This is a genomic window from Candidatus Dependentiae bacterium (assembly GCA_016191325.1).
Lineage (GTDB): Bacteria > Babelota > Babeliae > Babelales > JACPOV01 > JACPOV01.
Map to the genome: position 1 here is coordinate 1034177 of JACPOV010000008.1, position 21966 is coordinate 1056142.

Sequence of the window (21966 nt, forward strand, 5' to 3'; positions counted from 1 at the left end):
CCAATGAATTCTATTTTTATGCTCTTTATTTTATGTTCCGCAACTCTAAGCGCCCAACAACAAGAAGCGCATACAGAAAAGTTGTACGGAAAACTTGGCGTTAATATTGCTCAGGAAAAAATAAACGATATCCATAATCTTTTTGCGGCTATAAAAAAATCGGATAGTTCTACGGTTGGCAAAGCGGCAGAGTTAGTAAAAGCTCGTTTAGAAAAAGAACATCAAGAGCTTGAAAAAAAAATTGCTGCAATGCAGCAAAAAGATGAACAAGTCCCCCAAGAACTTTTCTTTAAACAATTTATAGCAGAGCAGCAAATAAAACATTTTCAAAATTTTGCGAAATTTAATGCGCCGCAAGGATCGCTCTATGAAAATGCAAAAGCATTTACTTCAAATTTATTAGGATCAATTTCCAAACAAGTGAGCAATGGTTCAGAAACTCCTGCACAGAAACTTGCCGATCTTATCATGAGTTATATTGAAACCGAGCGAGAACAAATCCTTTATAATTACGATCAGCTTTTGATGTTTTTATTTATGCGCAAAAAAATAGCGTTGCCTGCGGTTATTGATTTTTGGAATACACCCGATTTACAAGATCGCTTGAAGAAACGTTCAAAAAAAATCAGCCAACCAAAAGTGCAATTTGTTGAGATCGTGGTCAACATTGCGCTTCAAGCAATTATTTTAGCTGGTGGATCCCTTGCTATGGAATGGGAAGATACAGAAGCGCAGCAAGAATATGAGGGTTATCAAAAACAACAAAATCAGATTGCGACCGACTGGCAATCGTTCCAGCAAAAATTAGTGGATGATCAGAAAAAGACAATGCAATCGATTACGAGCGCATTTACTAAGTCATCAAAAGAAATTAACTCAGAGTATGCAAAAAATAGTCAGCAACTGAAAGAAGAAATTCTTTATCTAAATCGTTCTATCAATCTTGATACACCAATTAGCCAAGCGCTTTCCAGTCCGATTCTCTGGGATGAATATTTTGAAAATAGCGTTATGAACACGCCAGGTGGCAGCCTCCAGTGGTACAATATTTTTCAAGTGTCTCAAGGAGACTGGCAGTTTGATCCTACAACTAATAGTTTTTGGCAAAATGGATTAGCACCGTTTGCGCGTACCGCGTACTGGATGAAAACCCCAGGAACCGCATCGCTCTTTACCGATGATCCTGCCGCAAACTCTATATTCACCGAATATGCAACCGGCGCACTCACTTATGATATTGAAGTTGAAATAAATCTTATTAATATAACATATCCATTTTTTGTGGGGATTATATTTAATCGTGGCCACTGGATTTCGGGAGATCCGGAACGCATTTGGCAATATCGCCTTGCTGGGCTCTATGGTACCCAGGCAACCGCTTCCGATCCGAAATCACAAGCAATACAACTCTGTTTTGCCCAACAACAAATTAAGAAAAAAACAGCAAGCGAAAAAGAAAGAATTATTGCTCCACTTGAGCAGATTTATAAAAATCCCTCATCGTATCTTTATAAACTTGATAATAAAGAAATTGATTCGCTGCGCCGCAATCCTACAACTTTTATTTTGAGTATTACAACTTCACCTACGACAGTTTCATGCACGCTCTCAAAAAAAACTGCCGCTGGAAACCAACCACCGCTTTTTAGTAAATCGATCTCGAATCTTGATAATTATCTTTTTATGTTTAGCGGAATCGGATTTATTTCCAGTGGATGCCAAGCAGAATTTAAAATAACTAAACCAACTGATCTTCAATACACAGAAAAACAACTTACCCAACTAGCAGGACAGATTGGCGCTCTACGCAAGTAAAAAAAGATGGGATGGTGATGAAAAAAAAGTTGTTATGCACATTGTTATCGCTCAATATGGCATCAATCTTGGGTGCGCAAAATACGCCCGCCCAACAACCTGCTGCGCCAAAAATAACACCGCAACAAGCGCTGACGAATTTGCAAACGCGCTTTGATGATACAAAAGTAGTTGCACAAGCTCTCTTCAATCCCGTCTTTCCAAATTCTAATCCACCTAAACCGAATCCGTATCCTACCACTTCGATCAATGAACGTTTAGTAGATACTTTTTACGGAGCAAACGGCCTGAAAGTTGATCCAAGCTTGCTTGGCTATATTAAAAATTTTTACTTTTTCATCGAATATATTACGAAACTTGAATATGCGGCCCTTATTGCAGCATATGCAGATCGACAAAATCTTGATACGATCACCCTTCTTGAGAAAAAAGGATGGCAAGGGTTTATCGATGCGGTGGTCAAACAAAATGCTGGCGATTTTACCAAATTAATAAGCACCATAGATTCATTAAACATAACGCCAAACTTTGACGACATAAAAAATACGATCGTCGTTTCATCATGGCAAAACGTTATTAGTACTCCTTTTTGGAAAGCTATTCCCGTTTCGCTAACGATGATCCGTAATAGTTCATTTTGGCAAGATTATTGCAAATATGCGGTTACGCGCTCATTTGTAATCGATGCATCTACTTTGGAATCAGTTTATCAAACAGAACTTTCTATTTTTAGATTTATCCCAAATATTGAAGTGGCTTATTATCATCCCGATTTTATTCAATTGCGTAACTCTTCCGAATTCAACCGCCTTCGATTGATATTAAACGGAAACATGCGCAACCGCTATATTGCTCAATCAAAAGAGTGGAGTCATTATATCGATCCAAGAACAGGAACCTATAATTTAATTAAGATTTATGAAAACAGTTTGTTATTTCAAAAAACTAATTTTTATCAGCTCATCTCCCTTTCTGATACTAAAACGCTTGGCGAACTTACACAACTGGCATTAGACAAGAAACTTCCTTTTGATCCAAAATATATAACGCAACCGCTTGTCCAAGAAAAATTACAATGTTTAGCAATGTTTAAAAATTTACAAGCGCAAACTTATTACCTCTTTGATGGCGATCATCTTGATCAAACGATCGCGCTGCTGAATAATTCAAAGAATCTTCCTGAACCTTCACTCCTTTCTTATGCTGCGGATGATGCTATTTATTTAGACGATCTCGATCATATTATGCAGAATTATAAAAATCCGGAAAAACTCGAGAATATGCAAAAGAATGCGGGACTAAAATTAGTAATGACCTCAACTGAATCGCGCGATGAATCAGTAGCAGTGCAAGATTTTGGCTCATGGTTGAGCGGGCTCTGGTCAGATGTAAAACAAACAGGGCTCGATGTATGGCAAGGCGTCCAGGATTTTGGCAAAGCTGCAGTAGATGAAGCAGAAGTTGTCGGCCTCAACATCGCAAGTACGTTTATTGGCGGCACCGATCCTCAAGCAGCACAAGAGTTCATGACAAAATCACGCCAATTGCAACAAGAAGTTGCGCAAGAAATCACCAACAGTGCCGCAGATGCTCAAAACATAATTAGCGATACAGCCAAGGTAGCAACCGACGCAGCTTATGGTGCAGCAGGCGTTGTGGGTTCTGTATTTGGTGCATTTGATAAAAAATTAGGCCAAGATGTTGAAGGATTATTAGACGCGCAAGCTGATTTACTTATCGATTATTATGCGGATGCGGGGCACGAATTTGTCGCAGAAGCAACAGGCTTGGTGCGATTAACGGTCGATGCCGCAAATTATGCAACAACGCTTGTTGCAGATACGGTCATCGGAGCCAAAACGGGCGATTGGAGTGCACTCGGGCAAGATGCACTTAATGGTATTAAAAATATTGCTTACGATGTTGTTTCATCAATTATTTCCGTTGCAACATTTATGATTCAATCAATTGTTGATCAAGTAAAAGCAATGGTTAAATTCGCAGGTTATTTAGTCAGTATTGTTACCGATTTGGCCATTGATGCATTTAAAGCAGTCTTTAATGGACTTGCCAGCGCACTTTCAGCGTTCGGCGTTGATAACGCCGTAAACCCATTTGAAAATATTGGCGATGCTCTTGAAAATCATCGCCGCCTTATTGAAGCCACAGTAACGACGGGACTTTTAGTTGCTGCGGTGGTAGCAACCGATGGACTGGCATTGCCAGTGCTCGCAATGACCGTCGGGCCGCAGGCGTTTCAAGTTGTTGGTGGTTATCAATCTGACGAAAGAACAATCGCGAAGAAAAAAGAAGAGCGCGATTTTGTAAGTAATTTTCAAACGTACGTAAACAATAATGAAACAATAGCTCAAAACGCTAAAGCTTCGTGGGCCGACGAACTCGATAAGAAATACAATGCACAAATCACCAATCAAGAGCGCGAGCTTGGTTTTTATCAAAATTTCATGCAAAGCTATTTTGAAAATATGGAACAACAAATGGCTTATTATCTTGGTGGATCATTAACACCACAAATCACACCGGATCCTAATAATAATGGATTGCTAGCCGCTGATGTTGGTACCATTTATGGTTTTAAAACAGGTGTTTTCGATCTAAACCCATCGCAAGGGTTCCCGCTTTACAACGCGGGGCGCAAAGCATTTAGCCAAGAAATAGCGGTTTCTCCAGCGCTCGCTATTTCGGACGATGATCAAAAAGCAACAGCATCTTCAACGCCACTTAAATTCTGGTTTAATCAAAAAGAAACCATCCCTCTCAATCAAGAAACGCAAACAGTTGAGATTAGATGGCGAGCTATCTACACCCTTAACATGTTCTATATTGGCCTCTATTTTGGTGGCGAACCTATTGATTTTGATACAATCAAAAAATCTGGCGCTGGCCCTCTTGATAGCGGACATCTTGCAAAAATGATTGTCTTTAAAAAAGAAAACAAAGAAGATGCCGCATCTCTCAATCTCTATGAACACGAAGGAAAAGGTTGGATAGGTAAAATTCAAGGTCCTGATTTCAGCATCGGTCAATGGTACCATATGCGTGCCACTCTTTCCGGCAAAACAATAGAAATTCAAGTATGGAAAGATGGCGAAATGCCAAATGGATCACAATCGTTTGATATTTCGCCCACACCGCAAAAAACATTGGGCGTAATTTCTTCCGGAGCTTCGATCGAATATCAGGTTATCTTGCCAACTATAACTCCTCAAACTGTTGCTCCACTTCGCCCTTCCGGCAACCTCGGACTTCAACCCGAAAAACAACGTGAAAGTAAGGCGCGTACTCAATTAGCTTCATTACTTTCTCCTTCTTTGGGCTCTTTAAATCTACAAGCAGCACAGCGAGAATTAATTCTAAGGGGTCTTTATATTTATAATACGAACGCTACCAAACTTTTAGATCAGCAGAAAAATCCACTTGCAGATTATGTAGTATTGGGGCAAGCGAACTTTAATCAAGAAGGCGGTACTACTATCGGCAATATCGGGCAATCACCTGCAGATGCTCTTCAGCCAGGCGCGGCCGATCCAGTTGTAGTCAGCTTAATAACACAAAATGCGTACGATAAAAATGGAAAACATATTGCAACATGCCCAAATGTACTTGATTCGCTCACACAAGTTCATGGCCAACTTCCGGACGTATTAACTACGCAAATAACGAATCTACGCAAGCAGTATTCGGCTAGCCAAACAACTCCATTTATGTTTGGTTCTCTGTCGCTGCAAGCAACGAGCGCAGATGATATTGTTCAGGGTCACTTTATTTATAAAGGAATTTCACCCCTGCCAGAATTAAAAGACAAACAAGGTGTAGCGATTAAAGGCAGCCAAGGAATTCCGCTTTATGATTACTTCTTGATGAAAAGCCGCGACGGAGTATTAGGCGTTCCTTACGATCCTTCTATTAATACCATACGCAGCTTAGTTTCAGGATATGAATATAATAAAGGAAGCAGCACGCCAACGGGTGCACATTATCGACCAATGCTTTCTTCTTACCAGCAAAACAATGGCACCTTATCCGCCACACTTCTCAATAGCATTAACGCTTCAATCACGGCCTACCAACAAGCTGCAAAACAAGAAGAAGCACAATCGGGATCATCTCAAACGACAACAGCGCAACCAGTTACCACTGGATCTATTGCAAATCCATCTGGAGGCTATACCGGAGCACCAAGCGGAACACCGCAACAAGTGACTCAAGGCTCAACGCAGCAAAGTATCCAAGAACGCCAAGAACAAGCGGGCGGGGATCAATTATCTATTGGTGGGTAACTACAAGAAAAAAGACATCTCGAGGATAGGATAAAAATAAAGGGGGCATTAGCTCAAAGAATTTTTATCTACAGCTAAGAAGGAATTGTAGTAAAAAACCGAATACCCATGAACTAATGCCCTCTATAAACAGCAGTGCATCTAACCATACTACCTTTAGAAGCCAACCTGCCATAGGAAGTATTTTTATGTCTTTTCAAAGATCAACAATGTCTATTTTCATACATTTGCTAACAAAAACAATAAAATAAATATAACAGATTTTGCAACAACAAAAAAGGGGGCTATTTTAGCGGTCTTTTTGGACTATCGTGTTTATTTTTTACAAAAACAACAATATTGCAACAAATGCGCAACTTAGGAAGATCTCACAAATTTTACTGGCAAACGGAAATTGATCAGAAGAAAAAAGAACCAGATAAAACAGAATATTATCGATAGTAAGACAAACTGTAAAAATGAGACTTTATTTAAAACAATTGCCAGCGAACTCAAAAAAAGTCCCAAAGAAAGGGAAAAAACGTATAATAATATGTTAAATTTTGTCCATCCGTTTTGGCGGAGGTAAATTGAGAAATGATCGGGGCTTGGCTTGTAAAAAGGAATACCTTTATACGTCCGAACAACAATTAATGTTCCCACTTCTAAGAGCGGTATTGCTAAAATAATTGCCGGCGCAATGAAAGCAAACGGATTGTGAAGGCTCCAGGTCTGCAAAAAAGGAACAATGGCCAACACGCCACCAATAAAAAGCGACCCCGCATCACCCAAATAAATACTCGCTGGCGGCTTATTATACCATAAGAATGCAACAACAGGGCCTATAAAAGAAGCTAATAAAAGAGCTACCTGCCATTGCTGACTCAAGCAAGCAAAAATAAAAAAAGTAATTCCAGCGCTTGCAGCTGCTGAACACGCAAGCCCATCCATGACATCGATTAGATTAAAGGCATTAACAATAGAAAGAATCCAAAGCATCGAAAGCGGAATGCCCCAAAAGTTATTCAGAAAAAAACTTTCTTTTAAATAAAGGCCGGAGCGAACCAAGCAAAATGCAGCAATAAACTGTCCTGCAAATTTTTGATATGGTTTGAGGTTAATCAGATCGTCAATAAGGCCAATAAAAAGCAATAATGTTGCGCCCACGAGTAAAAAAATGAGCCTATTATCAAAAGAAAGCGTAAGGGCTAACGAAAGTATAAAACCGACATAAACAGCAACGCCTCCAAGATACGGTATCGGCTTTTCGTGCTTCTTGATTCGGCCATCCGGTACATCTAGAACGCCCAACTTAAACGCTATTGATGAAAAAAGTGGAACTAAGTAGAGAGTAAAAAGAAATGATGTGAGAAACGCAAAAATCAGCTTAACTACTATCAGCTCCATGGTGCCCTCTCTCTTTGGCCTATGATTATTTTTTCAGGTTTTCATCATATCAAAAACCTGTAGAAATACCTAGGCGGCACCATGCAAAAAAAAGCTATTTGTTGTCCGGTATATCAATGAAGCATTCTACTCGATCATCAACTTCCCATTCGTTGAAACCATCGACAAGGAAAGCAAATTCAAATCCAGCATGAACTTCTTTTACCGATTTCCTATCGCGCTCTAACCCGCGAATTGGACCTTCAGCAACCTTTTTCTTGCCGCGCCAAACCGTAACGCGTGCATCCCGAACAAATCTGCCTTCTTTTACATACGAACCGGCAATAACACCTACATTTTTAATGTCGAATACTTTGCGCACTACTGCTTCGCCAATTTTCTTAGCTACCATTTTTATTGGAGCGGCTTTTTGCAGTTGAGCTTCAACATCTTCTAGAAGCTTGTAGATGATATCATATAAACGAATCGATACTTTTGTTTTTTGTGCAGCAAGAGCGGCGCTTGGTTCCACTTTAACATGCAAAGCTATAATTTGGGATCGAGTATCGGATGCAAATTCAATATCGCTTTCTGTGATGTTTCCAACGCCTGCAGCGATAATTTGAAATTTCTCATCCATCTTTTCAGATACTTTTTCAAGAGAAGTAATAAGAGCTTCTTGCGTCAGCGTACTATCAGTTTTAACGATGAAGTTGATGCCTTCTCCTGAGAAAACTTTTTTGGCAAGAACAGGCTGAACTCCCGTAGAGCGGCCATCTCTCACCTTTTTATACTCAGCTTCGGAAATGGCTTTAAACACATCTCCAGCTTGAGGTAACTCGGTGAAACCACCCACTTGAACAGGAACAGAAGGCCCTACTTTTTTGAGTTGATGACCATAAGAATTAACTAGCGAGGTTACCTTGCCAACCAACGTGCCAGCCAAGAAATAGTCGCCTACATGTAATGTTCCATCGCGACAAATAACAGTTGCAACTGGCCCTCGCCCTTTTTCTTGCTTCGATTCTAGAACAAAACCTTGAGCGGTTCTGTCTTCCTGAGAACGAAGATCCATAATTTGTGATTGAAGAACTATAAGTTCAAGAAGTTGATCAACGCCCTGCCCTGTTTTTCCAGAGATTGGAACAATAACAGTTTGCCCGCCCCATTCTTCAGGAACAAGATCGTAACGCGTAAGATCACGCTTAACAACTTCAAGACGAGTTTTATCTGCTTTATCTATTTTGTTAACTGCAACAATAATCGGCACTTGCGCCGCTTGTGCGGTCTTTAATGCTTCGACCGTTTGTGGCATAACGCTATCATCTGCTGCGACAACGAGCACTGCAATATCAGCAATATTTAAACCACGGCCGCGAATATTTTTAAAAGCTTCATGGCCGGGAGTATCTAAGAAAATCAAGCCACCCTGCGGGGTTTCTGCCTCATAGGCACCAAGATGTTGAGTAATCCCGCCTTTTTCTCGAGATGCAACGCGAGTTTTACGAATAAAATCAAGCAACGTTGTTTTGCCATGATCCACGTGACCAATAATCACAACGATAGGCTTGCGTAAATGCTCGCCTTGCGTTGCGACACTCACTCGTTGCTGCACATCTCTTTTTTCAGCTTTAGGTGCAACGACAGAAAATCCAAATTGTCTTCCAATGGACTCGATCATTTTCTCAGTAAGCAATTGATTTTTTGCGCACACGATTCCTTGGCGAAGAAGCGTAATTATGAGCTCACTCGCAGGTTTCTTAATTTTTTCAGCTAGCTGACCTACGGTCATCGGAACAGCAACTACTTCAATCGAGCTCATTGGCTCTTCAGTGATTCTCGTCGCTACTTTTTGTTCGGTGAAAACACGAGGAGCTTGAGGGCGTAGTGCCGGCGCCTCTTTTGGTGCTGGTTGTGGCGTTTCTATCTTTGTTGCTTGAGGTTTATCAACCCGTGATTGAGTATGCAATGCTGCCTTTTCATCTTTTGATGGCACTTGTTTCTGTGCCGATTCTAAATTTTTCTTTTCAGTAACTTTTTTATTGAGAAAATCAATTGCTTCGGGAGACAGCGCAGCCATGTGGCTCTTGACCTCAAAGCCGTTGGTCGCCAGCTCAGCTATTAGCTCTTTGTTTGAAACACTGAGCAGCTTTGCAAACTCGTACACTCTCATGGATTGCATATGTCCTTAATTGGAGTAAAAATTATTACTTATTCAATCGTACCATTAGACTCATGGCCTAAGTCAATACCATGGTCACGGGTTCTTTCACCCTGAACGAGATTAAGATTAAGACCTACAAGTTGCGACGCCAATGCAATGTTTTGGCCCATCTTTCCTATAGCGAGCGATCTTTGATCTTCATCTAGCCACACTTGTGCATTAGAAGCGTCAATAACCTCAACACGGCTTATAACCGCAGGTTTTAGCGCATCGGCTATCATATCATCAACTGACTCGCGCCAAGGTATAACGTCAATTTTTTCGCCCCCCAACTCTTTTAGAATTGGCTTAATACGAACACCGCCAACACCCACACAGGTGCCTACGGGATCAATGTTCTTATCGTGGGAAATCACAGCAACCTTGGTTTTGTAACCCGGAATGCGAACTATTTTTTTAATCTCAACGATTTTTTCAAAAATTTCAGGAATTTCTAGCTCGAAAAGGCGTCGTACAAAATCTGCCGACGCGCGATCCAGAATCAACTGATAGTCATTGCGCGGCTCTTCTAAAACGTCCTTTAATAAGGCGCGAATTGAATAACCAACAATGCATTTATCTGTCGGGAGCGAAAGAGAATTTGGCAAAAAGGCTAACGAGTCGTCCAGCTTAAGGGACATGCCATTGCGCTCGCATTTATGTATCGTCCCGTGAACAATCGTATCTTTACGGTCTTTATATTCATTGAAAACAGCAGCAGCTTCAACGCCGCGGATTTTTGTCGCGATAACTTGCTTTGCGCGCAAAATCTCAATACGGCCAATTTTTCCCTCAAACGGGACTGCTAAATCTGTTCCCACTTCGGCTTCAGGGTTTATTGCCCTTGCTTTTCTTAGGGAAATTTCCGCATCTTCGTCTTCAACGGATGTCACTACTTTTTTGTGAACCTTGGTCTCAATCTCATCTGTTTTGCGGTTATATGAAACCTGAAAAACAAGATCCGGGAACCGCTTGTTGTAAGCAGCCAGCAATCCATCGCAAATAATTGAGCCTAAAAGAGTTCGGTCGAGGCCTTTTTCTTCTACTAGCTCCTCGATTACCTGAGAAAGTTTCACGTGATTCCTTATGATCCAAAATTTTACAGTGCATTTACGAGTCTAGCAAAAAATTAAGAAAATGAAAGCATGTGGGGCACTTTCTTTTCGAGAACTATCATATTGTTATTTAATATAAAAGTTCTTTTCTTAATAGTAATAGATGGCCCTCAAAATTGTGGATAACTTTGCCCTCTTTGGATCGGAATTGCCGCCTGCAGGCGCTATCGAGAGCGGAGCTGGATGTGGATAACCTGTGGATAACCTGTGGATGGATTGTGGACAATTAGTTGCTCTCTCGCAACGGCCGGTGTGGATTGGTGTTCTGATTGGGATGTGCTTGAAAAACGCGAGTGGTTGAGCCCTCCTTGGGCGTGCCCATGTTTTTTTGCGATAGTTATCCACAGGTTATCCACAACTTATCCACAGGTTATCCACAATTTCTGCCTGTATTATCTGTTGGGCTCTTTATTTCTTTAGATTTGGCCGCTGCCCGGCTTTTCTAGGGATTTGGCGATTCTTCGCTTCCATTATCGGTTCGGCAATTGAGCGATTCCTTCTGGCACAATTGTCTGCTCAAGTGGTTTTCGGTTGATAGTGCGCGTGCCTTCATTCTCATGTTGTGGTCATTGGGGCATCCGGCGACTAGTTTTGAGTTGGCGATTTTTATTTTATTGGAAATAAAACATACTTTTTTTACTTGTGGGTTTTCGGCAAATCTTATGCATCAAAGAGTGTGGGCTATCGCAGCGCTGCGATAGCCCAAGAAAATATTATTGCCCGGCAAGATAAGTTGTGAGGAAGTTATACCAAGCATTCTTTGAGGCAAACTTTGTGCGATGGTACGAATTGTGCAGGCTTCTTTCGGGAAAATAGATTGATATGCCTTTGGCCTTATTGAGATTTTTACCGGTTGCATTGGCAATCACAACACCGCTGATGATAGCAAGGCCATCTTGCAGATGCTTTCGCAAAATCATTGCAGCCGCTCGCCCTTTTTGCTCATCTCTAAATTTAAATTGATGAAGATTTGCAAGAATATTTGAATAAAGATGGTGCTGATCGAGATAGCTTGGTTCGTCAAAGTGGGTGCAGAGAAGTTTGTGCCGCGCCGATTTTATTACATCGCGAACTGCAGTTCCTTGTTGAAGGGCAAGGCACTCAGCTAGCAGTAGTCCAACAAAATGAACATTCTGCTCAAGTGCGCCAAGTTTATCAAGATAAAGTGCTGACTGGGTGTAGTCGTTGGTAATTGTGTTGTAGGTTTGCTCATAAGCGCTCACAATTTGTTTTGCGTACGCAAATGGATTAAGTGATTGCTCAACTACTGGTGAAAGAATTCTGCGATAATCGTATCCAGGCCCGAGTACAACTTCTTGTGAGCTTACCATTATTTGTGAATAATCTTTGATAATGTTTGCAACTTCAAGCATTGACATTAAGCAAGCATCAAAGGCTACAATTGCAAATTTTCTTCCACCCATAAATCGTTGCGTAATTTCTTTCAGCGCGCGCTCAAGCCCCTGGTTTGATATGTAGTGGCCGGTAATATCATCAAAGCAAATTGCGCGCGGATCGTTGTCTTGCGTCGCTTGTACAAAGTCTAAAAATGGAATTGTTCGATCGAGTTCGATGAGTTGCGTTTCTGGATTGAAGTAAAAAAGTTGAACAGGATTAATGCTGCGCGGCCTGCCAATGTCTATAATTCCTGTCCCGTGATTCCAGAGAATGAGCATGTAATTGTGTGCTGGATAATTTTGAATTGCCCATCCGCAAAAATCTATGAGTGTTTCTGGTGATCCGCTATCCATTCGCTGCGTTGCGGGGTCGTTTTGGTTTTTTACAATTAATTTATCGCGTTCAATATAATAGCGCTTGGTTACTTTATTGTGCGCACCCACCACCGTATCAAGTTGCGTAATCAAATTAACGCGCTCGTTGGATCCAACATCAGATTGTTGTTTTAAATTTTTGCGTGCGTATGGGGCCAGATCGTTTACTGCCGCCATATAGGTCATGATCGTCCATTCTTTGACGATGCGCTTGTGATTTCCATTTATATGTAAATCTGGAGATGCTGCAGGTAACTCCAACCCCGCCGGAACATTTTGCGCATGCACAGCTCTGTTAACGGAAATAATTGGAGCTCTTGTTTGTTCAAGATTTTTCTGCCCTATTCTATTAACAGGAATCGTGCCGGTTATGTGCAGATCTGATGATGCTGCAAATAACTGCAGTTCTGCCGAAGCATTCGGCGCGTGCGCGGCTGTATTTGACTCTGTGAATTGATGTGTTGTTATTAAAATAAAAAAAACTATTTGTGAAGAGCTAAGCATCTTTTTCATTCTACCCCCTTAATGATTAGTTCAAGTTTACGTGAGAATGAGCTAAGAGCTCAAGAATTTTGCTGTGCCATTCTTTTCTCTCGCATTCTAAACTGATTAATCCATGAAAGAAGAAAGGTAATGCCAAAGCTCAATTGAAAATCGAGAAAGAAAAGTTGGCTTGGATTGCATAGGAGTACTACAAGGCTGACGAGAATAATTGCATGAAGCGTATGAGATTGCATGCTACTTAAAACAAAAAACCTATAGCAAAGAAAAGTCAGGAAAGCCCTGAGGAATGAAATGCTGTTCCAGGTAAGAAGAAAGTATAAAATTGTTAACAATAGTAGAATGAATTGTTTGATAAAGAAGGCCAATGGGATAAAGCGCAGTATATATTCCCACGCCATGATAAATATAACCAGATGAAGCCCGGATCTTGCTAAATAGTGAGAAATTCCCCAGTTTTTACATGATTTTTTTAGTGCGTCATTTTCATTTTTATTTATTTTTCTATTTCCAAGAAAAAATGCGGAAAAAAAAGTGAAAGTTTTAGCAGACATCCGACTTCTTAAGCGGGAAAAGAGCTGCATCTTTTTTTCGTATATCCAGCGCCGTATCGAATTTGTTGGCCTATGCACAAGTTGCTCAGTATTAAAATCACGAACCAGAATTCCTAGAGCATTTTCTTTTTGCAGATAAAGTTCAATCGATTTTTTTGTAGGGAGTTTTATGGCAACGTTGCGCAATTCAATTTGATCATCAACCGTGAGTTGCGATTTTTTTGCGGTGTAGATGTGAATATTTTTTCCGATTATTTCTTTAATTAATGAATTATCTGTACTGTGCGCTTCGGTTATTGCCAGCGACACAAGCTGTTTAAATCGTGGATGATCCAAATTATTAATATCGGTAATAGTTCCACGCACGCAACTAGATTTTCCTGCAATTAAAGCGGTATTTTTTTTATAATCACCAACTGTTTTTTCATAATGGTAGGCACCGAGGCTAAAAAAAATTCCAATGAGAATTACCCATGCATAATCAGAGCGAATTTTTTCTGTATAAATGAGCCATATTGGAATTAGTATAATGGGCAATGCTGCCGCGCAGGCTATACTGCATGGCACCAAAAAAGAACTGACAATAATGCCGATAATAAAGGCACATAGCAGCCAGAAAAGTACTGGTACGCAAAAAAAAGAAGAATGATAAAAAACGAAATGAATAATTCATAGCTCTTGAGTTGGGTAACTTCGAGTTGAGCTTCTGAGTATATCATTTTTTGGTTAATGTTACAGTCAGGAAATTTTAATGAACGAAGAGCATTGCATTTTTTAGTTCAATGCGATTAATTTTTCGCACGTTCGATCATCAAAGATGCGCCTGCGATCGTAATGGGGTATTACAAATTTTCCGAGTGTATCGATGAAATACTCAAGAGAGAATTTAAATCCTGCATTGCTTGCTAGAAACTCTTTAATATTGGCCAAATAGCGGTTGTATTCTGATTCTGAGATCTCTTGGACAAACCGATAAACATCCTCGGTGCTACTAAAATTTCGTCGGTCGATGAAGCAATTGGGCGGTATAAAATGAGTAATATTTTCTGCTCCCCAGAAAATGGGCACGCACCCTGCTATAAAACAATCAAATATTTTCTCACTGATATAACCGTTAATATTTTTTGAATTCTCGTAGCAAAAAGCAAATTTATAGTTCTTGAGTATATCTTTTTTGGTTTTTACTATGCCTTTATAGTTGCGAAAAACATTGTTTGGCCAATGCATTCCGTAAAAATCGAAATCATTTGTAGGTTGAGTTTCAAAAAATTTAACAACATTAAAACGTTCTGTATAAAGCTCAAATGGGGATGGAAAATATTTATTTGCAGATATTTGAACGCATAATTTTTTTTCATGAAATGGGACAACCGGATCAATCATTTTTAGGCACATTTGCGGGTAATAATACTTTCGGTAATGGTTGTATCCAATAAAATCATCGATCATAGTATACACTCGGCAATACCGATCATGTTTGCGCACATCATAATCAAAAGGTAATACCGTGGGCGGCTCCCATAAAAGGCATACGCATTTATAGGGATCATGTAGTTTTAAATAGTTTTCATCATATAAATAGGGAACATCGAAAATAATAATGCGATGCGCGTCGGGTAGCGGCTGTGAAAGATCGGTTGGGATAAGATCGCAATCATGCTTTTTAAATGCTTCAATCATTATATCGATTGCTCGTTGTTGTTCTCGGGGCCTATTGGGCGCCCAGGGGTTATCGTCTGAGGAAAATATTGGAATTTGGGCAATATAGATTTTTGTATTTTCAGCCGAGATCATATTTAACGATAAAACCATAAAAAAAGTAATTAGAAATGGCATGAAGATATCCTTTTTTCGTAAAATCTGTGTCATGTATACGAAAATAAATTCACATTGTCAATGAAGCCCTGTTTTCTTCGTCCAATAGACGATTATGGCTGACTTTGATATACTTCTCTTTTGTTATGATTTGGAAAACTAGAAGCTTTTTGAGGGCGGGCTGAGGGGTTGACCCAGCTTTACAAGCTAGATCTTTGCGTTTACGCTAAATTGGCATTAGTAAGTAATTTATTTTCAGTAGGAGTATTCATCTTATGGAACTGCTTGGTTATTATGGAATAATTGGAGCAACCGGCTTGTTTGGCATTGTGGTAATGCTTTATCTTTTTAATAAGATTACCTCAATCACGGTTGACAATGAAAAAGCGAACGCTATTGCGAAGTTGATTCGCGATGGTGCGATGACGTTTCTTGCTGAAGAATATAAAATTATTTGCGCTGTCGCACTTGTTGTAGCAGCGGTACTTGGTTATCTAATGTCTCCCATCGAAGCGGGAGCATTTATTTTTGGCGCAGCACTTTCATTGCTTGCTGGTTTGATAGGCATGAGAGCTGCGACCCTTGCAAACGTTCGCACAACGATGGCTGCAAAGCAATCGGGTGAATCTGAAGCGTTCATGATCGCTTTTTTTGGCGGTGGCGTTATGGGATTTGCAGTAGCAAGCTTTGGTCTTTTAGGGCTTGGAATTCTTTTCTATATATTCTCAGATAATCCACATTTCTTGCGCATTCTTACCAGTTTTGGTCTCGGTGCCAGCTTGGTTGCATTTTTTGCGCGGGTTGGCGGCGGTATTTATACCAAATCTGCCGATGTTGGTGCTGATTTAGTTGGTAAAGTTGAAGCAGGAATTCCAGAAGACGATCCACGAAACCCTGCAGTGATTGCTGATAACGTTGGCGATAACGTTGGCGATACAGCCGGTATGGGTGCGGACATTTACGAGTCGTATGTTGGTGCGACGCTTTCTGCTATTATCTTGGCAGCAACTATTCCAGAATATAATAACTTTCATTATTTAATTTTCCCTCTTTTGATTATTTCATTCGGCCTTATAGGCTCAGTTGCGGGCCTTGTTATTAACTCATTCTTAGATTTACATCCAGCGGCAAAGCTGCGCAATGCGAATTTTGTTGCATCTGCTGTGCTTGTTGCGCTAGTTGGTGGTTATCTCTATATGGCTCAAATGAATATGCTTCTTTTGGGTTCTATTGTTATTGGTTGTTTGTCTGGCCTTATAATTGGTTCAATTACTGAATATTATACGGGGGGTGAACCAATTCGTAGACTTGCAGATATATCTCGATCTGGCGCTGCGACTAATTTGATTTACGGATTATCTATTGGCATGGAATCTGTAGTATTGCCGGTGCTTGTATTAGTTCTTGCAGTATTACTTTCATTCTTCTTTGGCGGTGGCCTTTTTGGTGTATCGCTTGCTGCGCTTGCTATGCTTGCAACTGTTGGTATTTCAATGACGGTCGACGCGTATGGCCCAATTGCAGATAATGCTGGCGGTATTGCGGAAATGGCCGGCTTTGGAAAAGAAGTGCGTGCAATTACTGATAAACTTGATGCGCTCGGAAACACGACTGCGGCAATGGGTAAAGGCTTTGCAATTGGCTCAGCATTACTGACTGCACTTGCATTGTTTTCTGCATACGCAAAAGAAGCAGGTTTGGAAGTTCTTAATATTTTAGATCCATATGTTCTTGCTGGAATGTTTATCGGTGGCTGCTTACCATTCTTAGTTTCAGCGCTTACGATGCGCTCTGTTGGAAAAGCGGCTCTTGAGATGGTGATGGAAGTTCGTCGTCAATTTAGAGAAATTCCAGGTTTGATGGCAGGCACTGCGCAGCCAGATTATAAACGCTGCATAGCAATTAGTACTAAAGCATCCCTTCGCGAAATGCTTACCCCAGGGCTTATCACTTTAATGCTTCCACTTGTTATTAATTATTTCATGGGCAAAGCTGCCGTTGGTGGATTGCTTGTGGGCGCTACTGTTGTTGGTATTATGCTTGCGCTCATGATGGCAAATGGCGGTGGTGCATGGGATAATGCAAAAAAATATATCGAAGCGGGTAATTTTGGTGGAAAAGGATCTGATGCTCACAAAGCTGCTGTCATTGGCGACACGGTAGGAGATCCTTTCAAAGATACATCTGGCCCATCACTTAATATTTTGATTAAATTAATGTCGATCGTATCTTTGTTATTAGTTTCAAAATAAAAAAATAGAATATTTAAAAAGAAAAGCCTGATGCAAAAGTCAGGCTTTTCTTTTTACTAAAAAAAGGGAATACGCATGCACTATCAAATATTATTTGTAATGTTGCTGAGTAATTTTGCACATGCGATGGAAAATGATTCTTACGAACCTTTATATGGTTTAATAAAACTTATTAAGCTGGCAGCCGAGTCTAATAACCCCGGTTGCGCTAAAGCTTATGAAGATTTGGAAGCATCTACTTTAAATTCAAAGCATGTAGCGGAAGACGAAGCTAGTCTTTCTATTTTAAATGGTTATAAGTTACTCAATCTCGACCATACTGTTCGAAAAGATATCAGAGAGCTGGTAAAGGAGAAGTTTTCGAATAATAAAAAACGAAAAAATAAAAATTGTTAGAATCTATTTGCCCAGAGGATAAAGATATGAAGAAAATAATTTTAATTCTCTTGTTTCTATTTGCGCACGCATATTCTATGGAAAAAAAGCCGAACGTTACCGGGTTTGTTAAAATTCTTGACGAGGTTATCGCGTCGCGAGGCAGCAATCTGGTCTATAGCATGGTTATTCTCGAATTTTGCGATTTATATGTTAATCCAGAGAAAACGATCAAAAATCCTGATGCAAAGAAGTATTTGGACGATTTGAGTCTTTTGGACGGGGATAAAATTTCTGAGGTAGCGCGTAAAAGAATACAGTACGATTCTACAATAAAACCAGGCTATATGAATGCGTGGAAGCTTGATTTTAAAGGAATTCATCTTTCGGACTTGTTGGAACAGGAAACTAAGAAGTAAGTAAAAATGAGATTTTATATATGCATAAAAAACTACTAATAATTAATGCGTTAGTCACAATACATATTTTAGCTATGGATTCTAACCAAGAAATTCAAACGAATGAAATTCAGAAAAAATGCCTAGCAATAAATTATCAGTTGCTTAAAGAAGAAAAAGATAGGGGTAATAAAACAGCCGAAACTGCAATTAATATTTTAATAGAGTCAGCAAAGCAAGATCATAAAATAGAAATTACTGATGTGAGAACAAAAGGAATTTTGCGTTTGCATGGATTTCTTGATGATAATTGCGTTAAGCCAAATGCATTGAAGTTTATTAAGGATATGCTGAATTCATGATGATATGCTAGAATGGACTAGATTTTTTAATCAATAATGCCGCCTTCAGGAACACCATGAAACATCGTATGTTTATGTTAATTTTTTCTATAAGCAATGTTTTATTAGCAATGGACGATCAAAAAAGCAGTTCAAATCAAATTCTGTGGTTTGTTGAAAGCATTCTTCATAACTCAAAAAGTGATCCAGACTTTAAACTAGCCCTAATTGATTTGAAGAAATCTACTGCAGATCAAAAATATAAAATAACGAATAAAGACAGTTTAAAGATTTTAAGAATTTATGAGTTACTTGCTGAAAATGATGACGCAATTTCAGAGCCGATCAGAAATATTATCAAAGACCAATTTCCAGAATCACCTAAGAAAAAAATCAAATAGACGTTGTTATTTATTATAGAGGAGAACGTATGAAGAGAATAATAGTAGGTATGCTGTTGTCTATTTCAGGTTTGTCGGCGGATGATGCTCAAATTGAAGCTAAGCTTCGCTCATGGACAAAAGAATTAGACGATATGCGCGCAAGCGGTAATAATTTAGCAGCGAGTCAAGAATCTTTTGCTGCCGATGTCGCCTTATTAGGTTTTTGTGAAAAGCAGAAATCGATTCCAGAAAGAGCTCTGAAAGAGTTAAAGGAGCTTAATTGTGTTGATGAAAATGGAAATATATTGCCGACCGTATGCGAAATGTTACAAAAGTATTTGGCCGAAGAAGCAACAACTCAAAAATAAATTTTTTATTATCATAAAAAAATTCTGAAACGTGCTTTTATTTAATACTTACAGCAGGGTATTTCGATTAGTTAATTCCAGCATTGATGGTTACATTAAAAAGGGACGGCATGTGAAAAAGGTGATGATATTTTGCATATTTTTTCGGACGGCGTTTGCATTTTCCATGAGCAAGTCAACATGTATTGCATATACGTCAGAAGAGCAACAAACTTTTGCCAAAAAGTTTTTAGTCATATGGTCGCTGGCGCAAAATGGGGAACCTGCAAGTCAGCAGGCGGTGAAAATTTTAATAGCTTGCGCAGTCAATAAGACCTATCGATTAGGACACTGTAGGGCAAATCAAATTCTCGAGACGCATGGATTTCTCAATGGATGGGATATTAAACCCAAAATACGCAGTATTCTTTATGACATGATTAATAATGGTGAATCGTCAGGCGAACCGAGTTGCGAAGAGAAAGACCGAAACCTCCAATAATTTCTATTGATTTTTAATCAAGTTTTTAAGGAAAACATCGCATGAAACAACTATTCGTTTCATTATTATTTTTGATCAACTATTCTGTTTTGGGTATGGATACCAAGTCTAAAATAGATAATGCAAAAAAATGGTATATAGAGCTTATTCGAATTGGCGCAAGGAATGGCGAGAAAGATTTTAAAGAAGCGCATCAGTATTTGAAGAAAACAGTTACAGATCAAAAACACGCAATTATTAACGAAGATGCCAAGCGTATTTTAAAAATCTATGAATTATTGGACGATCAGGGATGCGCTAAGCCTGAAGTACAACAGTATATGGCTACTTTAGAATCTCAAAAATCAAAAAAGTAGTTTTTATTAAAATAATATGCCTTGGAAAATAGATATGATTTTTTTGCTCACTATCTTTAATAATTAAATGGTGTGAGTGATAAGTTAGTTAAATTAAAGGGATAATCGTGAAAAAAATATTGGTTGGGTTTTTAATTTTCGGTTCATCTGCAATCGCAGTAAAATTGCCTATGATGGAGGATACGCATGCGATCCTAGACGCTCTAGCCAATGAAGGTGCACAGGGCGACCGAGCAAGCGCTTGTGCCCTTAAAGAACTTTATGCATTAGCTAATGCGCCCGGAGAATACCGATTTGAAAATCGAATCTGTGAAGAGAAACTAATCGCTCTTGGTGTTATCGATCGCAGTAATCCTATTGTGCTTATCCAGCATGCAGCAAATATGGCTATGTTGAGTTATGCATTTCAATCAAAAAAAGAACTTTAAAACTAATAAAGAGGGCTTGGTTTTGTACCAAGCCCTCTTTGTCTTATAAGCAAAGCTGATTATCTTTCGTTAGCTGGGCAGATGACTTTGCGTTTTGCAGTTACTTTTGTTGTGGTCATTTTGCCATTTTCTACTGCTGTTACTTTTCTTTCCACTCTTCGTTCAACAGCTGCAGCAGGCGCTTGTTTAATAGCCATAGGTTCTTTTCGCATCATTTTCTTTTCAGTTGTTGCCATTGGCATTGCAACAGCTTTTTCTGTTTTAGCTACTGCAGGAGCTGGTGACGCCATAGCCTTTTTTCCGCTGAGTTTACTAACATGGCGCTCAAGTTTTTCTTTTGTGATCATGCCGCGGTGTAGCATATCAACGCTTTTGCCATTTGCATCAACAAAAGCAAAGCTTGGCAATGCTTTTAATCCATGTGCTTTTTTAAGATACAGTGTTTCTTGATTATCACCGTCGACAACGACAAAAACAACATCTGGGTATTGTGCAATAACTTGCTCAATAATTTCGTAGTTTGCTTTGCATGCGCCACACCAATCAGCAGAAAATACAATAACGTGTGGTTTTCCTTTGGTGAGTTCTTCGTAATGTTTCTTATTGGTTATAGTTGTTGCTCCACGCACGCTTACTGCATCAACCGTGCCGGTGAGTGCAAAGATACCAACAAGTGCTGCGATGCGCTTGAAGTACATATTCATAAAAACTCCTTTAATAAAAAATAATGATGAGAGGGTCATGGTCTTCATCATAAAGAAGTTAAAAAAAATTGGTCAAGCATTGTTGTAATTGCACTTAAAAAATTGCTCAAACTGAAAAATAAAACAAAATTTTTTAAAAAAAATTTTAGAATATATTTTCAGAAAAAAAATAGTTTATTTCGTTTGCGTATGGGTTGTCATCATGTTAAAGTAAGTTTATGAAATTACTGATCTGCATACTCAAGTTGTAATATTGCTACAGGCGACTTTTTCTAGTTGCCGTATTTTTTTTGAACATGATTTGTTGAGTGAAAAAGGAATGCTTTAAAAAAGCGCGGATGGATATTTTTTTACCAAAAAAGGGGAAGGAGCGGAGAAAAGAATGAGTAGTCACGAGTTATGAGTTGAAAAAAATTACGACCGATCGGATCGAGAGGAC

The 21966-nt window shown here is 39.4% G+C and carries 18 protein-coding genes; 11 read left to right on the plus strand and 7 right to left on the minus strand.

Annotated elements, in window-relative coordinates; all coding sequences use genetic code 11:
- The first annotated feature begins 3 nt into the window (after window positions 1-3).
- The gene (locus HYX58_05540) at window positions 4-1815 is read left to right on the plus strand and encodes a hypothetical protein (protein MBI2775443.1); all 1812 of its coding nucleotides are present in this window, start codon (window positions 4-6) and stop codon (window positions 1813-1815) included.
- 17 nt (window positions 1816-1832) lie between these two features.
- A complete protein-coding gene (locus tag HYX58_05545; protein MBI2775444.1) occupies window positions 1833-6116 on the plus strand; it encodes a hypothetical protein in 4284 nt (1427 codons plus the stop codon).
- A 357-nt stretch (window positions 6117-6473) separates the two neighbouring features.
- On the opposite strand, the gene HYX58_05550 is transcribed toward HYX58_05545, so the two are convergent.
- From HYX58_05550 to HYX58_05575, 6 genes are all read right to left on the minus strand, one after another.
- Window positions 6474-7502, minus strand: a complete 1029-nt coding sequence (locus tag HYX58_05550) for an undecaprenyl/decaprenyl-phosphate alpha-N-acetylglucosaminyl 1-phosphate transferase (GenBank protein ID MBI2775445.1) — start codon at window positions 7500-7502, stop codon at window positions 6474-6476.
- A gap of 94 nt (window positions 7503-7596) precedes the next feature.
- Entirely contained in the window at window positions 7597-9663 is a 2067-nt protein-coding gene (locus HYX58_05555; GenBank protein MBI2775446.1) for a translation initiation factor IF-2, read from the minus strand.
- Window positions 9664-9692: 29 nt separating this feature from the next.
- The gene (gene nusA / locus HYX58_05560) at window positions 9693-10760 is read right to left on the minus strand and encodes a transcription termination factor NusA (GenBank protein MBI2775447.1); all 1068 of its coding nucleotides are present in this window, start codon (window positions 10758-10760) and stop codon (window positions 9693-9695) included.
- A 752-nt stretch (window positions 10761-11512) separates the two neighbouring features.
- On the minus strand, window positions 11513-13084 hold the full coding sequence (locus HYX58_05565; protein ID MBI2775448.1) for a hypothetical protein: 1572 nt from the start codon (window positions 13082-13084) through the stop codon (window positions 11513-11515).
- A 50-nt stretch (window positions 13085-13134) separates the two neighbouring features.
- A complete protein-coding gene (locus tag HYX58_05570) occupies window positions 13135-14163 on the minus strand; it encodes a ComEC/Rec2 family competence protein (protein MBI2775449.1) in 1029 nt (342 codons plus the stop codon).
- Between the two features lie 237 nt (window positions 14164-14400).
- Window positions 14401-15462 (minus strand): hypothetical protein, encoded by a 1062-nt coding sequence (locus HYX58_05575; protein MBI2775450.1) that lies wholly within the window; start codon window positions 15460-15462, stop codon window positions 14401-14403.
- A 254-nt stretch (window positions 15463-15716) separates the two neighbouring features.
- Here HYX58_05575 and HYX58_05580 point away from each other — a divergent pair, with 254 nt between their 5' ends.
- From HYX58_05580 to HYX58_05620, 9 genes are all read left to right on the plus strand, one after another.
- On the plus strand, window positions 15717-17693 hold the full coding sequence (locus HYX58_05580) for a sodium-translocating pyrophosphatase (GenBank protein MBI2775451.1): 1977 nt from the start codon (window positions 15717-15719) through the stop codon (window positions 17691-17693).
- A gap of 75 nt (window positions 17694-17768) precedes the next feature.
- Window positions 17769-18089, plus strand: coding sequence for a hypothetical protein (locus tag HYX58_05585; protein MBI2775452.1), 321 nt, complete (start codon window positions 17769-17771; stop codon window positions 18087-18089).
- A gap of 26 nt (window positions 18090-18115) precedes the next feature.
- Window positions 18116-18487: a hypothetical protein gene (locus HYX58_05590; protein MBI2775453.1), complete on the plus strand. Its 372-nt coding sequence runs from the start codon at window positions 18116-18118 to the stop codon at window positions 18485-18487.
- A gap of 20 nt (window positions 18488-18507) precedes the next feature.
- A complete protein-coding gene (locus HYX58_05595) occupies window positions 18508-18828 on the plus strand; it encodes a hypothetical protein (protein ID MBI2775454.1) in 321 nt (106 codons plus the stop codon).
- A gap of 56 nt (window positions 18829-18884) precedes the next feature.
- Window positions 18885-19208: a hypothetical protein gene (locus tag HYX58_05600; protein ID MBI2775455.1), complete on the plus strand. Its 324-nt coding sequence runs from the start codon at window positions 18885-18887 to the stop codon at window positions 19206-19208.
- Between the two features lie 29 nt (window positions 19209-19237).
- On the plus strand, window positions 19238-19558 hold the full coding sequence (locus HYX58_05605) for a hypothetical protein (protein ID MBI2775456.1): 321 nt from the start codon (window positions 19238-19240) through the stop codon (window positions 19556-19558).
- A gap of 166 nt (window positions 19559-19724) precedes the next feature.
- Window positions 19725-20039 (plus strand): hypothetical protein, encoded by a 315-nt coding sequence (locus tag HYX58_05610; protein ID MBI2775457.1) that lies wholly within the window; start codon window positions 19725-19727, stop codon window positions 20037-20039.
- A 41-nt stretch (window positions 20040-20080) separates the two neighbouring features.
- The gene (locus HYX58_05615) at window positions 20081-20395 is read left to right on the plus strand and encodes a hypothetical protein (GenBank protein ID MBI2775458.1); all 315 of its coding nucleotides are present in this window, start codon (window positions 20081-20083) and stop codon (window positions 20393-20395) included.
- 107 nt (window positions 20396-20502) lie between these two features.
- A complete protein-coding gene (locus HYX58_05620) occupies window positions 20503-20823 on the plus strand; it encodes a hypothetical protein (GenBank protein MBI2775459.1) in 321 nt (106 codons plus the stop codon).
- A 59-nt stretch (window positions 20824-20882) separates the two neighbouring features.
- Here HYX58_05620 and HYX58_05625 read toward each other — a convergent pair whose 3' ends face one another.
- Complete coding sequence (locus HYX58_05625) at window positions 20883-21527, minus strand: thioredoxin family protein (protein ID MBI2775460.1); 645 nt, start codon at window positions 21525-21527, stop codon at window positions 20883-20885.
- Between the last annotated feature and the right edge of the window lie 439 nt (window positions 21528-21966).

Excerpts from the sequence above, each read along its gene's own strand:
- HYX58_05595 (MBI2775454.1), top strand. The coding sequence starts at position 18,508 with ATGCATAAAAAACTACTAATAATTAATGCGTTAGTCACAATACATATT.
- HYX58_05610 (MBI2775457.1), top strand. The coding sequence starts at position 19,725 with ATGAGCAAGTCAACATGTATTGCATATACGTCAGAAGAGCAACAAACT.
- HYX58_05545 (MBI2775444.1), top strand. The coding sequence starts at position 1,833 with ATGAAAAAAAAGTTGTTATGCACATTGTTATCGCTCAATATGGCATCA.
- HYX58_05565 (MBI2775448.1), bottom strand. The coding sequence starts at position 13,084 with ATGAAAAAGATGCTTAGCTCTTCACAAATAGTTTTTTTTATTTTAATA.
- HYX58_05625 (MBI2775460.1), bottom strand. The coding sequence starts at position 21,527 with ATGAATATGTACTTCAAGCGCATCGCAGCACTTGTTGGTATCTTTGCA.
- HYX58_05580 (MBI2775451.1), top strand. The coding sequence starts at position 15,717 with ATGGAACTGCTTGGTTATTATGGAATAATTGGAGCAACCGGCTTGTTT.
- HYX58_05555 (MBI2775446.1), bottom strand. The coding sequence starts at position 9,663 with ATGCAATCCATGAGAGTGTACGAGTTTGCAAAGCTGCTCAGTGTTTCA.
- HYX58_05540 (MBI2775443.1), top strand. The coding sequence starts at position 4 with ATGAATTCTATTTTTATGCTCTTTATTTTATGTTCCGCAACTCTAAGC.
- HYX58_05550 (MBI2775445.1), bottom strand. The coding sequence starts at position 7,502 with ATGGAGCTGATAGTAGTTAAGCTGATTTTTGCGTTTCTCACATCATTT.
- HYX58_05590 (MBI2775453.1), top strand. The coding sequence starts at position 18,116 with ATGAAGAAAATAATTTTAATTCTCTTGTTTCTATTTGCGCACGCATAT.
- HYX58_05615 (MBI2775458.1), top strand. The coding sequence starts at position 20,081 with ATGAAACAACTATTCGTTTCATTATTATTTTTGATCAACTATTCTGTT.
- HYX58_05585 (MBI2775452.1), top strand. The coding sequence starts at position 17,769 with ATGCACTATCAAATATTATTTGTAATGTTGCTGAGTAATTTTGCACAT.
- HYX58_05600 (MBI2775455.1), top strand. The coding sequence starts at position 18,885 with ATGAAACATCGTATGTTTATGTTAATTTTTTCTATAAGCAATGTTTTA.
- HYX58_05575 (MBI2775450.1), bottom strand. The coding sequence starts at position 15,462 with ATGCCATTTCTAATTACTTTTTTTATGGTTTTATCGTTAAATATGATC.
- HYX58_05605 (MBI2775456.1), top strand. The coding sequence starts at position 19,238 with ATGAAGAGAATAATAGTAGGTATGCTGTTGTCTATTTCAGGTTTGTCG.